The 12,468-nt window shown below is 47.3% G+C and carries 15 protein-coding genes and 1 riboswitch; all 15 genes read left to right on the top strand.

The window, feature by feature from the left end:
- Positions 1-81: 81 nt before the first annotated feature.
- Positions 82-2,451 carry a 3-hydroxyacyl-CoA dehydrogenase/enoyl-CoA hydratase family protein gene (locus RUW00_RS12255; protein WP_280144609.1) on the top strand — a complete coding sequence of 790 codons (2,370 nt, stop codon included), beginning with the start codon at positions 82-84 and terminating at the stop codon, positions 2,449-2,451.
- A 10-nt stretch (positions 2,452-2,461) separates the two neighbouring features.
- Positions 2,462-3,637: an acetyl-CoA C-acetyltransferase gene (locus RUW00_RS12260; protein ID WP_280144608.1), complete on the top strand. Its 1,176-nt coding sequence runs from the start codon at positions 2,462-2,464 to the stop codon at positions 3,635-3,637.
- Between the two features lie 19 nt (positions 3,638-3,656).
- Positions 3,657-5,441 carry an acyl-CoA dehydrogenase family protein gene (locus RUW00_RS12265; RefSeq protein ID WP_017418961.1) on the top strand — a complete coding sequence of 595 codons (1,785 nt, stop codon included), beginning with the start codon at positions 3,657-3,659 and terminating at the stop codon, positions 5,439-5,441.
- A 113-nt stretch (positions 5,442-5,554) separates the two neighbouring features.
- Positions 5,555-5,911 (top strand): arsenate reductase family protein, encoded by a 357-nt coding sequence (locus RUW00_RS12270; RefSeq protein WP_003151843.1) that lies wholly within the window; start codon positions 5,555-5,557, stop codon positions 5,909-5,911.
- 59 nt (positions 5,912-5,970) lie between these two features.
- The gene (gcvH, locus tag RUW00_RS12275) at positions 5,971-6,354 is read left to right on the top strand and encodes a glycine cleavage system protein GcvH (protein WP_003151844.1); all 384 of its coding nucleotides are present in this window, start codon (positions 5,971-5,973) and stop codon (positions 6,352-6,354) included.
- A gap of 54 nt (positions 6,355-6,408) precedes the next feature.
- Positions 6,409-6,645 carry a YusG family protein gene (locus tag RUW00_RS12280; protein WP_003151845.1) on the top strand — a complete coding sequence of 79 codons (237 nt, stop codon included), beginning with the start codon at positions 6,409-6,411 and terminating at the stop codon, positions 6,643-6,645.
- Between the two features lie 69 nt (positions 6,646-6,714).
- Entirely contained in the window at positions 6,715-7,080 is a 366-nt protein-coding gene (locus RUW00_RS12285; RefSeq protein ID WP_280144607.1) for a toprim domain-containing protein, read from the top strand.
- 2 nt (positions 7,081-7,082) lie between these two features.
- The gene (locus RUW00_RS12290) at positions 7,083-7,403 is read left to right on the top strand and encodes a thioredoxin family protein (protein ID WP_003151847.1); all 321 of its coding nucleotides are present in this window, start codon (positions 7,083-7,085) and stop codon (positions 7,401-7,403) included.
- Between the two features lie 96 nt (positions 7,404-7,499).
- Positions 7,500-7,850 carry an SCP2 sterol-binding domain-containing protein gene (locus RUW00_RS12295; RefSeq protein ID WP_007410085.1) on the top strand — a complete coding sequence of 117 codons (351 nt, stop codon included), beginning with the start codon at positions 7,500-7,502 and terminating at the stop codon, positions 7,848-7,850.
- 111 nt (positions 7,851-7,961) lie between these two features.
- A riboswitch (SAM riboswitch) is annotated at positions 7,962-8,068 on the top strand.
- A 105-nt stretch (positions 8,069-8,173) separates the two neighbouring features.
- Positions 8,174-9,199: a methionine ABC transporter ATP-binding protein MetN gene (gene metN, locus RUW00_RS12300; RefSeq protein ID WP_003151850.1), complete on the top strand. Its 1,026-nt coding sequence runs from the start codon at positions 8,174-8,176 to the stop codon at positions 9,197-9,199.
- Positions 9,192-9,860, top strand: coding sequence for a methionine ABC transporter permease (locus RUW00_RS12305; protein ID WP_012118383.1), 669 nt, complete (start codon positions 9,192-9,194; stop codon positions 9,858-9,860). The genes metN and RUW00_RS12305 overlap by 8 nt, the downstream gene beginning before the upstream one ends.
- Before the next feature lie 13 nt (positions 9,861-9,873).
- Positions 9,874-10,689 (top strand): methionine ABC transporter substrate-binding lipoprotein MetQ, encoded by an 816-nt coding sequence (gene metQ, locus RUW00_RS12310; protein ID WP_014418825.1) that lies wholly within the window; start codon positions 9,874-9,876, stop codon positions 10,687-10,689.
- Between the two features lie 92 nt (positions 10,690-10,781).
- Positions 10,782-11,159, top strand: coding sequence for a carboxymuconolactone decarboxylase family protein (locus tag RUW00_RS12315; protein WP_029973602.1), 378 nt, complete (start codon positions 10,782-10,784; stop codon positions 11,157-11,159).
- Between the two features lie 192 nt (positions 11,160-11,351).
- Positions 11,352-11,504 (top strand): YuzK family famiily protein, encoded by a 153-nt coding sequence (locus RUW00_RS12320; RefSeq protein ID WP_003151857.1) that lies wholly within the window; start codon positions 11,352-11,354, stop codon positions 11,502-11,504.
- A gap of 176 nt (positions 11,505-11,680) precedes the next feature.
- Entirely contained in the window at positions 11,681-12,466 is a 786-nt protein-coding gene (sufC, locus tag RUW00_RS12325; protein ID WP_003327022.1) for a Fe-S cluster assembly ATPase SufC, read from the top strand.
- Positions 12,467-12,468: the final 2 nt, after the last annotated feature.

The following is a 12,468-nucleotide window of genomic DNA, read 5'->3' on the forward strand; positions in this document are numbered from 1 at the left end:
AAGATGAAAGAAGAAAAGGGTTTCATTTTTTTTGCCGAAAAAATGAATGACTATTCATTCAAAGTTCAAGGGGGATGACTCATGCACAAGTTTATAAAGAAAGCAGCCGTTCTCGGATCAGGCGTCATGGGGTCCGGAATTGCCGCGCACTTGGCTAACATCGGAATTCCCGTCCTGCTGCTTGATATTGTGCCAAACGAGCTGACAAAGGATGAGATGAAAAAAGGGCTGACATTAGAAAGCCCGGAGGTCCGCAGCAGGCTGAGCCGATCGGCCATGCAAAAGCTGCTGAAGCAAAAACCGGCGCCGCTGACTTCGGCTGCCAATCTCGACTATATAACGGCGGGGAATTTGGAAGATGACGCAGCTCAATTGAAGGATGCTGATTGGATTATTGAAGTCGTCGTCGAAAATCTTGACGTAAAAAAACAGATTTTCTCACTCGTTGATGAATACCGGAAACCGGGAAGCATCGTGTCGAGCAATACGTCCGGTATCTCCGTCACAAAAATGGCGGAAGGCCGATCTGCCGATTTTAAAGCTCATTTCTTAGGAACCCATTTCTTTAATCCGGCCCGCTACTTAAAGCTTCTGGAAATCATTCCGATTCAGGAAACAGATCCTGACGTGCTGGAGTTTATGACTTCATTTGCAGAAAACACGCTCGGGAAGGGTGTCGTCATCGCGAAAGATACGCCTAATTTTATCGCCAACCGCATCGGTACGTACGGCCTGCTGGTCACGGTAAGAGAAATGCTTTCTTCCGGCTGCCGCATCGGCGAGGTGGACACGGTGACCGGGCCTTTGATCGGCAGACCGAAAAGCGCGACCTTCAGAACCCTTGACGTTGTGGGGCTTGATACTTTCGCTCATGTGGCAAAAAATGTGTATGATAAAGCCGACGGCGCTGAAAAAGACATGTTTAAGCTGCCTGAATTTATGAATGACATGCTGAAAAACAATTGGCTGGGCAGCAAATCAGGCCAAGGTTTTTACAAAAAAGAAGGTAAAACAATATATGAACTTGATCCGCTGACCATGACATACGGTGAGCGCTCGAAAATGAAGACGCCCGCGTTAGAAGCCGCCAAACAGGCAAAGGGTGCCAAAGGCAAAATGAAAGCGCTTATATACTCTGATGACCGCGCCGGACGCCTGCTTTGGAATATTACATCGCAAACACTCTTATACTCAGCCCGGCTTTTAGGTGAGATCGCTGATGATATCAAAGCGATTGACGACGCCATGAAATGGGGCTTCGGATGGGAGCTCGGCCCGTTTGAGATGTGGGATGCCATCGGCGTCAGAAAATCAGCGGAGCGGCTTGAAGAAGAAGGCGCAGAAATCCCCGGCTGGGTGAAAGATATGCTTGATCAGGGCCATGAAACATTTTATATGAAGGAAAACGGAACACCATTTTACTATTCAGACGGCCAATACAGGGCTGTGAAAGAAAATCCGAAACGGATCAGCCTGCAAACGTTAAAAGAAACAAAAGGCGTTATCACTAAAAACAGCGGCGCAAGTCTGATTGATCTCGGCGATGATGTCGCGCTGCTGGAATTTCATACGAAAAGCAACGCGATCGGCTTAGACATTATTCAGATGATTGACAATGCGCTTGAGGAAACCGAGCGGAATTATAAAGGACTTGTCATCGGAAACCAAGGCAGACATTTCTGCGCGGGGGCAAACCTTGCGATGATTTTGATGGAAGCTCAGGATGATAACTTCATGGAAGTCGATTTTGTCATCCGCCGTTTTCAGCAGACGATGCTGAACATCAAATACAGCGCTAAACCCGTTGTCGCGGCGCCATTCGGGATGACACTCGGCGGCGGCACGGAAGTCTGTCTCCCGGCGGCACGCGTTCAGGCGGCGAGCGAATCGTATATGGGTCTTGTTGAAACCGGCGTCGGCCTTATTCCGGGCGGCGGAGGAAACAAAGAGCTGTACATGAATTATTTGGACGGCGGAAGTGAACTGATGGACGCGGCCATCAAAACCTTTGAAACAATCGCGCTTGCCAAAGTGTCCGGTTCGGCACACGAAGCCCGTGATATGAAGATTTTGTCCGCGGCAGACCGTATCAGCATGAATCAGGATCACCTGCTGCACGATGCGAAACAGCTGGCTGCTTCCTTATATGACAGCGGATACCGCCCGCCTGCCCGCAAAAAAGTGAAAGTCACCGGAGAAACCGGCTGTGCGGCATTACTGCTCGGAGCAGACCAAATGAGACGGTCGGGTTATTTATCCGATCACGATATGAAGATTGCGAAGAAGCTGGCCCATGTTATTGCCGGCGGAAGAGTCCCGTTCGGCACGGAGGTTTCAGAAGAATATTTACTCGAGATTGAAAGAGAAGCCTTTTTAAGCCTCGCTGGCGAGGCGAAATCTCAAGCGAGAATGCAGCATATGCTTGTCAAAGGCAAACCTTTACGGAACTAGGAGGGTGTTTATGAGAGAAGCAGTCATTGTGGCCGGTGCGAGAACCCCGGTCGGTAAAGCGAAAAAAGGATCGCTTGCAGCCGTTCGTCCTGATGATTTAGGCGCGCTTTGTGTAAAAGAAACGCTGAAACGGGCAGGCGGCTATGAAGGAAACATCGATGACTTAATTATCGGCTGTGCAACACCTGAAGCCGAACAAGGATTAAATATGGCGCGGAATATCGGTGCACTGGCGGGGCTTCCTCATACGGTGCCGGCCATTACGGTGAACCGCTACTGCTCTTCCGGGCTCCAATCCATCGCTTACGGTGCTGAAAAAATCATGATCGGCGCGGGTGACACCGTCATTGCGGGCGGTGCGGAATCCATGTCGCAAGTTCCGATGATGGGGCATGTGACACGGCCGAATATCGCTTTGGCGGAGCATGCGCCTGAGTATTACATGAGCATGGGGCACACAGCGGAGCAGGTCGCCGAAACGTACGGCATATCCAGAGAAGACCAGGATGCATTTGCCGTCCGCAGCCATCAGAATGCCGCAAAAGCCCTTAAAGAAGGCAAATTCAATGACGAAATCGTGCCGGTTGAAGTATCGCTGACAGAAGTCGGTGATGACCATAAGCCGCGGAAAAAACAATTTACCTTTTCACAAGATGAAGGCGTTCGTCCCGGCACATCGGCTGACGTCTTGGCGAAGCTCCGTCCGGCTTTTTCTAAAACGGGAACCGTGACGGCCGGGAACTCTTCACAAACAAGTGACGGTGCGGCGGCTGTCATGCTGATGGATCGCGAAAAAGCATCGTCGCTCGGGTTGGCGCCGCTTGTCAAATTCCGTTCCTTTGCCGTAGGCGGCGTTCCGCCTGAGGTAATGGGGATCGGTCCGATTGAAGCCATTCCGCGGGCGCTCAAGCTTGCCGGACTCGAATTACAGGATATCGGACTTTTTGAATTGAATGAGGCCTTTGCTTCACAGGCCATTCAAGTCATCAGATCGCTTGGGATAGATGAAGAAAAGGTGAACGTCAACGGAGGCGCCATCGCGCTCGGACATCCGCTCGGATGCACGGGAACGAAGCTGACCCTGTCACTCATTCATGAAATGAAACGGAGAAACGAGCAATTCGGCGTGGTGACGATGTGCATCGGAGGCGGCATGGGCGCTGCCGGCGTATTTGAGCTCATTTAAAACAAGGGGGAAACGAAGCATGAAACAGGAAACGGTCAACGTCAAAAAAGGCGGCAGCTTTCTGATTGAAGAGACGGGATATGATCAAATATTCACTCCGGAGGACTTTACAGACGAACATAAAATGATCGGCAAAACGACAGAAGACTACGTCGTAAACGATGTGCTTCCTTATATTGATGAAATTGAAAACCATCAGTTCGAGCATTCGGTCAGACTGCTGAGAAAAGCCGGAGATCTCGGCCTCCTCGGAGCAGACGTGCCTGAAGAGTACGGCGGCATCGGCCTGGATAAAATCAGTTCAGCCTTCATTACGGAAAAGTTTTCACGTGCCGGCAGCTTTTCGCTGTCTTACGGCGCTCACGTCGGGATCGGCTCATTGCCGATCGTGTTCTTCGGAACGGAAGAACAGAAAAAAACCTATTTGCCGGACTTGGCTTCAGGACAAAGAATCGCGGCATACGCCTTAACTGAGCCCGGTTCAGGTTCAGATGCCCTCGGCGCGAAAACGACAGCTGTTTTGAATGAAGCAGGCACACACTATATTCTTAACGGAGAAAAGCAATGGATTACAAACTCCGCCTTTGCAGATGTCTTTGTCGTCTACGCTAAAGTGGACGGAGATAAATTTTCCGCATTTATCGTAGAAAAGAACTATCCGGGCGTGTCAACGGGCCCGGAAGAGAAAAAAATGGGGATTAAGGGTTCATCGACAAGAACGCTGATTTTAGATCAGGCGGAAGTCCCGAAAGAAAACCTTCTCGGCGAAATCGGAAAAGGCCATGTCATCGCTTTTAATATTCTGAATATCGGGCGCTACAAGCTTGCCGTCGGCACAATCGGCGCTTCAAAACGGGTGATTGAGCTGTCTGCCTCTTATGCAAACCAGCGCCGGCAATTTAAAACGCCGATCTCAAGCTTCACGCTCACTCAGGAAAAGCTTGCGACGATGTCAGCTCGGCTTTACGCCATGGAGAGCTCTGTATACAGAACAGTGGGCTTATTCGAAGATAATATGAGCAGACTGACGGAAGAGGAGCAAAAAGACGGACGCGAAGTCGCGAAGTCAATCGCCGAGTACGCGATTGAATGCTCGCTCAACAAAATGTGCGGTTCTGAAACGCTTGATTACATTGCCGATGAAGGCGTTCAAATTCACGGCGGTTACGGATTTATGCAGGAATATGAAGTGGAGCGCGCCTATCGCGACTCAAGAATCAACAGAATTTTTGAAGGCACAAATGAAATCAACCGCCTGATCGTAACGAGCACGTTCCTGAAAAAAGCCGTAAAAGGTCAGCTGCCGCTCTTTGAAAAAGCAAAAGCGCTCCAAGAAGAACTCATGATGCTGATGCCTGAAGAGCCGGGCTCAGAACCTCTTGAACAGGAAAAATACATTGTCAGACAGGCGAAAAAGATCGCCCTCTTGACAGCGGGTCTCGCGGCGCAGAAATACGGCAAAGAGATCGAAGGCGAGCAGGAAATCATGGTGAACATTGCCGATATTGTCAGCGCGCTGTACGCTTTGGAATCTGCCGTCCTCAGAACGGAAAAAGCAATTGCGGCGGACGGTGCCGAAAAAGCCGCGCAGAAGCTGTTATATACGGAAATCTTTGCCCAGGAAGCCCTTCAGAACATTGAAGCGCACGCCAAAGAATCACTGATCGCCATGGAGGAAGGAGATTCCCTCCGCATGATGCTTTCCGTGCTGCGCAAACTGACGCGCCTGACGCCGAAAAACCTCATTCAGAAAAAACGTGAAGCGGCAGCCGCCGTCTTCCGTGAAGAAAAATATACGGTCTGATCACATGCTGAAAGCGCTCCTTCATCAGGGGCGCTTTTTCATGAAGCAACGTTATAGGTTTTTACAAGTGATTGTGTTAAAATAACGACGATCATTTACAAGGGGTGAAGAAGATGTCGTTAAATTTTTACTGGTACCCTAAATGCGGAACGTGCCGTAATGCGAAAAAATGGCTGGAAGACCGCGGTAAGGAAATAAACGAAATACATATCGCGGAGGAAACTCCGTCGAAAGAAGAAATTAAAGACCTCTATGAAAAGAGCGGTCTTGAGCTCAAAAAGTTTTTCAACACGAGCGGAATGAAATACCGCGAGCTGAACTTAAAGGAAAAACTGTACCACATGTCAGAGGATGAACAGCTTGAACTCCTGGCATCAGACGGTATGCTCCTGAAACGCCCGATTACGACAGACGGCGAAAAAGTCACTGTCGGCTTTAAAGAAGACCAATTCGAAAAATATTGGATGTAATGCCAGGTTCAAAGAATTATGGTATCTTCTTATTATAAGAAAAAAATGGAGGGATTTAGATGAGCACACCGAAAGATATGCGTTATTCCAAAGAGCACGAATGGGTCAAAGTTGAGGACGGAAAAGCCCGCATCGGGATTACACATTTCGCGCAAGCCGAACTTGGCGACATCGTCTTTGTCGAGCTTCCGGAAGTCGGCGCCGAAATTAAAGCGGACGAGCCATTCGGCAGCGTGGAATCCGTCAAAACCGTATCCGAACTGTACGCACCGATTAACGGAACGGTGACGGAAGTGAACGAAGACCTTGATGACAGTCCTGAATTCGTAAACGAGTCTCCGTATGAAAAAGCGTGGATGATCGTCGTGGAACCGGCTGATGCTGAAGAAATCGAAAACCTCATGACTTCCGAGCAATATGACGAAATGACACAGGAAGACTGATCGGATAGCAAAGGGGCCATTTGGACATTCTATCTGTAACGGGAGGTGTCTAAAATGGCTTTTGATAAACAAAAGGTCGATGTGACGGAGAACGTTACGGGCCGCTTTCAAAACGGCCGGTTTTCCTTGTTTCATGAAAATGAAGCCATCGGCGAGATGACAGGCATGGACCAGTACGAGCTCAAACAGGGCTTTTCATTTGAAAATCAAAAATTTTATAAAACAGCCGATGTCATAAACGGCAGCGATCCGAAATATGTCGATTGCGATTATGAGAATGGCTGGTGTTAACAGTTGGCGGTGAATTTCACTGCCTTCTTTTTCAATCTGACGCTAAAACAATCGGCAGGTGACGCGCTTATGTACAACGGAGATGAAAAGGTCATTATCGTAGAAGGAAAATCTGATAAAATCAAAGTTAGGGAAGTGCTCATCGAACCCGCGGAAATCGTCTGTACTAACGGAACGATCGGCCAAACCGAACTGGAAGATTTGGCGGACCGCCTGTTTGACAGAGACGTCTATATTTTAACGGACGCAGATGACTCCGGAGAAAAATTAAGAAAACAGCTGAAACGGGAGCTTCCCGAAGCGCGCCATATTTATATAGACAGAGCATACAGGCAAGTCGAGTCGTGTCCGGGCCATCATCTCGCATCTGTGCTGATCAGAGCCGGCTTTGATGCTGACACTGTATTTTTGAAAAAGAACGACCTGAGGTGGTAATCATGAAAGAACTCCAAGAAAATGAACTCGAATCGATTCAGGATGACGTTTATCTCCTGTATTTGTACACCCCGTTTTGCGGCACATGCCAGCTGGCGTCCAAAATGCTTACTGTCGTTGAAGAAATGCTGCCCGGCGCCGCCTTCTATAAAAACAACGTGAATTATTCCCCCGCATTCGCCAAAGCCTATCAGATTGAAAGCGTTCCGTGCTTTTTGCTGTTTAAAGGCGGAGAGCTTGTTGAGAAAGGATACGCCTTCCGCTCCGTTTCCTATTTATATGAGCTGATTAAACAAAAAACATCGCAAACATTCCCGATGTGACAATATTTACAGGAAAATGTCGTGCGGTTTATAAAGGGTTCTGTCCGTTAAAAAGAGAAAGTGTATGTATGGCCATTAAAACGGGAGGTTATACGAGTGGAGAAAATAGAAGTTTCAGAGAATGACGGACAGCATCTGTTTTTGAAACCGCTATTAAACGCCTCAACTCTGCTGATTACATTCCAAGGAGAAACAGAAGCCTTAACGGTCTCAATTAACGGACAGGGAGAAATGAGAAAAACGTCGGTTTCAAAGGAAAAATCTAATTTGACCTTCTACGGAAACCAGACGGAAATCATCCATCTCCTTCATGGTGATGTCTCTTTGCAAAAGCTTATCCAAAGCGGAAAACTCAAAGTAAAAGGATCATTCAGAGCTCTGCTGAAGCTGGAGGCCATCCTCTGGCTGACAAACGGATTTTTTCAGGCGATCAGTAAACGGCCTTAAACTGCCAATCTACTATGTGACAATAGCTTCCAATATTTATTTTATTGACTTTTTATCATTCGCCGTGCTATTCTACAGTAAGAATTTCCGGACGAAAATACGATATGTTTTCTCTTATCAAGAGAGGTGGAGGGAAGTGCCCTATGAAGCCCGGCAACCATCAACGATGTTGAAATGGTGCCAATTCACTCGAAGCGGTCTGCTTTGAAAGATGAGAGAAAGGCCTTTTTCAATAAGCCTTTCTGCTCATTTTTGCAGAAAGGCTTTTCTTTTGCGGAGAAACCCGGAAGATTTCTTAGAATAGTGTAAGGCGGGTGATTGCTTTGATCCATCTTCAAAATGTTTCAAAAATTTACAAAGCGAAGCATGGGGATGTCAATGCTGTCCAAGATGTCACTCTTGATATCAAAAAGGGCGAAATATTTGGAATTATAGGATATAGCGGAGCTGGTAAAAGTTCCTTAATCCGTCTCCTGAACGGCCTTGAAAAGCCGACGTCGGGAACCGTGGAAGTCGCGGGGACGGAATTAAATAAAGTAAGCAGCCGCGGGCTGAGAAAAGCGCGCCAGGAAATCAGCATGATCTTCCAGCATTTTAACCTTCTGTGGTCACGCACCGTCCGGGAGAACATTATGTTCCCGCTGGAAATCGCCGGCGTGAAAAAAAGCGAACGGGTCCGCCGCGCCGATGAATTGATTAAACTGGTCGGATTAGAGGGGAAAGAAAAATCTTATCCGTCGCAGCTGAGCGGCGGTCAAAAGCAGCGTGTCGGCATCGCCCGGGCGCTCGCCAATAATCCGAAAGTCCTTCTGTGCGATGAAGCGACATCAGCGCTCGATCCGCAGACGACCGATTCAATTTTGGATCTTTTATCCGATATAAATGACAGACTCGGTCTGACGATCGTGCTCATTACCCATGAAATGCACGTCATCCGAAAAATCTGCAACAGAGTCGCCGTCATGGAAAACGGGAAAGTCGTTGAAGAAGGCGAAGTACTCCAAGTTTTCAGAAACCCGCGCGAACCGATGACCAAGCGTTTCGTTCAGCAGGTGACAGAACCGGAGGAGACGAAAGAAACCATCCAGCATTTTCTGCAGGAAACAGCGACAGGAAAAACGATTCAGCTTTCATTTGTCGGGCAGGCCGCCGAGCAGCCCCTCATTACGGAAATGATCCGAAACTTTGATGTGGACGTCAATATTCTGCAGGGGAAGATTTCACAGACGAAGGACGGAGCCTACGGTTCTTTATTCATTCATATTGACGGTCAGGAAAAAGAAGTAGAAAACGTGATCCGGTTCATCAAAGACAAACAGGTAGAAGCAGAGGTGATCACAAATGTTTGAAAAATGGTTCCCGAACGTTGATATAACCGAGCTGTGGACGGCCACATACGAGACCCTTTATATGACGGTCATCGCATTAGTTTTTTCATTTGTCATCGGAGCGATTCTCGGTCTTCTGCTCTTTTTAACGGGCAAGGGAAGCTTATGGGAAAATAAAATCATTAACACCGTGATTGCGGCGGTCGTTAATATTTTCAGGTCTATTCCGTTTCTTATTTTAATTATTCTGCTTCTAGGCTTTACTAAGATTTTGGTCGGATCGATTTTAGGACCGAACGCCGCATTGCCGGCGCTGATTATCGGCTCCGCGCCGTTTTACGCCCGTCTTGCGGAAATTGCGCTGCGGGAAGTCGATAAAGGAGTCATTGAAGCTGCCAGATCAATGGGAGCAAAGACATCGACGATTATCTTCAAAGTGCTGATTCCTGAATCAATGCCTGCGTTAATTTCAGGCATCACCGTTACGGCCATCGCCCTGATCGGATCTACCGCCATTGCCGGCGCCATCGGTTCAGGCGGACTCGGAAACCTTGCATATGTAGAAGGCTACCAGTCCAATAATACGGATGTAACGTTTGTAGCGACAGTATTTATACTCATCATCGTCTTTATCATTCAGATTATCGGTGATGTAATTACAAATATAATAGACAAAAGGTAAGGGAGGATTTACATTGAAAAAGATTGTATTAAGTGCGCTGCTGCTTGTGTTCGCGGGAGTTTTGGCCGCCTGCGGATCAAACGGCTCAAATAAAAAGGAAATCGTCGTCGCCGCGACAAAAACACCGCATGCTGAAATCTTAAAAGAAGCGGAACCGCTCTTGAAGGAAAAAGGCTACACATTAAAAGTAAAAGTGCTGAACGATTACAAAATGTACAACAAAGCGTTAGCTGATAATGAAGTGGATGCGAACTTCTTCCAGCACGTTCCTTACCTTGAACAGGAAATGAAAGAAAATAAAGATTACAAACTCGTGAATGCCGGAGCCGTTCACCTTGAGCCATTCGGAATTTACACGAAAAAATACAAATCACTGAAAGACCTGCCTAAAGGCGCGACCATCATCATGACGAACAATGTCGCTGAACAAGGCCGTATGCTGGCGATGCTTGAAAAAGCCGGACTGATCACACTTGATCCGAAGGTAAAAACGATTGAAGCCACTACGAAAAACATTACGAAAAACCCGAAAAACCTGACATTCAAAAAAATCGCCCCTGAATTAACAGCGAAAGCATATAATGAAGAAGAAGGCGATGCAGTCTTCATTAACGTCAACTATGCGATTCAAAACAAACTGAATCCGTTAAAAGATGCGATTGAAGTGGAATCAACGAAAAACAACCCGTACGCAAACATCATCGCCGTACGCAAAGGTGACGAAAAATCAGAGAAAATCAAAGCGCTTATGGAAGTGCTTCACTCTAAGAAAATCAAAGACTTTATTGAGAAAAAATACGACGGAGCCGTGCTTCCCGTATCTGAATAAAGCGAAAACCCCGGATGAATCATCCGGGGTTTTTTTCGGGTATTAATCGGAGAACTGTCCATAATAAAAAGGAAGGTTAACGATTGGAGGGAATGGCAGTGGCCCAATACCAGGATAACGGGAAAAGCGTGCATGACGCATTGAAACAATATAAAGAAGGTTTAGGCATATTCGAGCAAAAAATGCCGATGATGGGGCGGAAGTTTAATGAATTTACTGAGCAGTGTTTCTCAGCGGATTCATTAACTGAAAAAGAGAAACAATTAATCGCTCTGGGCATCAGCATCAGCGCTCAAGATGAATTTTGCATGATTTATCATACGAAGGGCTGCCTTGACCAAGGGGCGACAGAAGAAAACATCCTTGAGGTCATCGGCGTCGCGGCGGCATTCGGGGGCGGTGCGGCTCTCAGTCAGGGAGTGACCCTCGTGCAGCAGTGCATTCAGGAATTCGGACATACGACGCATTAGAAAGAGCAATCGTGTGAATACCGTTTTTCAGATAAAGCGAGCGCCGGTTTTCGGCACATTCGAAAGGATTCAGGGGCACACTCTCTTTGGCCGGAGCAGAGGATCATTGTTACAATAGAAACAAATATATGAAGGGATTGATTCATTATCTGCACCAGCCACGAGAGACTGGACCTTGACTATACGCCTGAAATGGAAAAAGCGATGCAGAAGTCACACGGCATCGGCTACGAGGAATACGGACGGCGTCTTTCAAAAAGGATGGAAGTCGAACGGCAGAGGGAGCTTGAATATCAAAAAAGCAAGTTCCTCGCAGCGCAGCTTAATGAGAAAATCGGTCAGTAAAAAAGGGTGGATTTCCGCCCTTTTTCTGTTTCAAACAGCTTTAATTACGCCTTGATCTTTGATAAACTTTAGGAATGTTCCGGGTAATATAAAAAGTTGTATTTACTTTTCATTTGTTATAAAATTAGAATGAGAATAAATTGAGAATAATGATTATATATTTTGGAGGTATAGATATGGCTGCTTCAACATTAACGATCAAGGATCTTCACGTTGAAATCGAAGGAAAAGAGATCTTAAAAGGTGTAAACCTTGAAATAAAAGGCGGCGAATTCCACGCTGTCATGGGGCCGAACGGTACCGGTAAATCCACGCTCTCAGCAGCGATTATGGGACACCCGAAATACGAAGTTACAAAAGGCAGCATCACGCTTGACGGCAAGGATGTACTGGAAATGGAAGTGGACGAGCGCGCTCAGGCGGGTCTTTTCCTTGCGATGCAGTACCCAAGCGAAATCAGCGGTGTGACAAATGCCGATTTCCTTCGCTCTGCGATTAACGCCCGCCGTGAAGAAGGCGATGAAATTTCTCTTATGAAATTCATCCGCAAAATGGACGAAAACATGGAGTTCCTTGAAATGGACCCTGAAATGGCGCAGCGTTACCTGAACGAAGGTTTCTCAGGCGGGGAGAAAAAACGCAACGAAATCCTTCAGCTTATGATGATCGAGCCGAAAATCGCCATTCTTGACGAGATCGATTCAGGTCTTGATATCGATGCGCTTAAAGTCGTTTCTAAAGGAATTAACAGAATGCGCAGCGAAAACTTCGGCTGCTTAATGATCACTCACTACCAGCGCCTTCTGAACTACATCACGCCTGATGTCGTTCACGTTATGATGCAGGGACGCGTAGTGAAATCCGGCGGCGCGGAGCTTGCACAGCGCCTTGAAGCGGAAGGTTATGACTGGATTAAACAAGAACTAGGCATTGAAGACGAAACTGTAGGCCAAGAAGCGTAAGC

Origin of the sequence: Bacillus sp. IS1, from assembly GCF_032461585.1 — a bacterium.
In the GTDB taxonomy this organism is placed as follows: Bacteria; Bacillota; Bacilli; order Bacillales; family Bacillaceae; genus Bacillus; species Bacillus velezensis.

Coding starts and splice junctions, on each gene's coding strand:
- RUW00_RS12305 (WP_012118383.1), top strand. CDS start 9,192: ATGTTTGAAAAATGGTTCCCGAACGTTGATATAACCGAGCTGTGGACG.
- RUW00_RS12265 (WP_017418961.1), top strand. CDS start 3,657: ATGAAACAGGAAACGGTCAACGTCAAAAAAGGCGGCAGCTTTCTGATT.
- sufC (WP_003327022.1), top strand. CDS start 11,681: ATGGCTGCTTCAACATTAACGATCAAGGATCTTCACGTTGAAATCGAA.
- gcvH (WP_003151844.1), top strand. CDS start 5,971: ATGAGCACACCGAAAGATATGCGTTATTCCAAAGAGCACGAATGGGTC.
- RUW00_RS12290 (WP_003151847.1), top strand. CDS start 7,083: ATGAAAGAACTCCAAGAAAATGAACTCGAATCGATTCAGGATGACGTT.
- RUW00_RS12270 (WP_003151843.1), top strand. CDS start 5,555: ATGTCGTTAAATTTTTACTGGTACCCTAAATGCGGAACGTGCCGTAAT.
- RUW00_RS12255 (WP_280144609.1), top strand. CDS start 82: ATGCACAAGTTTATAAAGAAAGCAGCCGTTCTCGGATCAGGCGTCATG.
- RUW00_RS12280 (WP_003151845.1), top strand. CDS start 6,409: ATGGCTTTTGATAAACAAAAGGTCGATGTGACGGAGAACGTTACGGGC.
- RUW00_RS12315 (WP_029973602.1), top strand. CDS start 10,782: ATGGCAGTGGCCCAATACCAGGATAACGGGAAAAGCGTGCATGACGCA.
- RUW00_RS12320 (WP_003151857.1), top strand. CDS start 11,352: ATGGAAAAAGCGATGCAGAAGTCACACGGCATCGGCTACGAGGAATAC.
- RUW00_RS12260 (WP_280144608.1), top strand. CDS start 2,462: ATGAGAGAAGCAGTCATTGTGGCCGGTGCGAGAACCCCGGTCGGTAAA.
- RUW00_RS12285 (WP_280144607.1), top strand. CDS start 6,715: ATGTACAACGGAGATGAAAAGGTCATTATCGTAGAAGGAAAATCTGAT.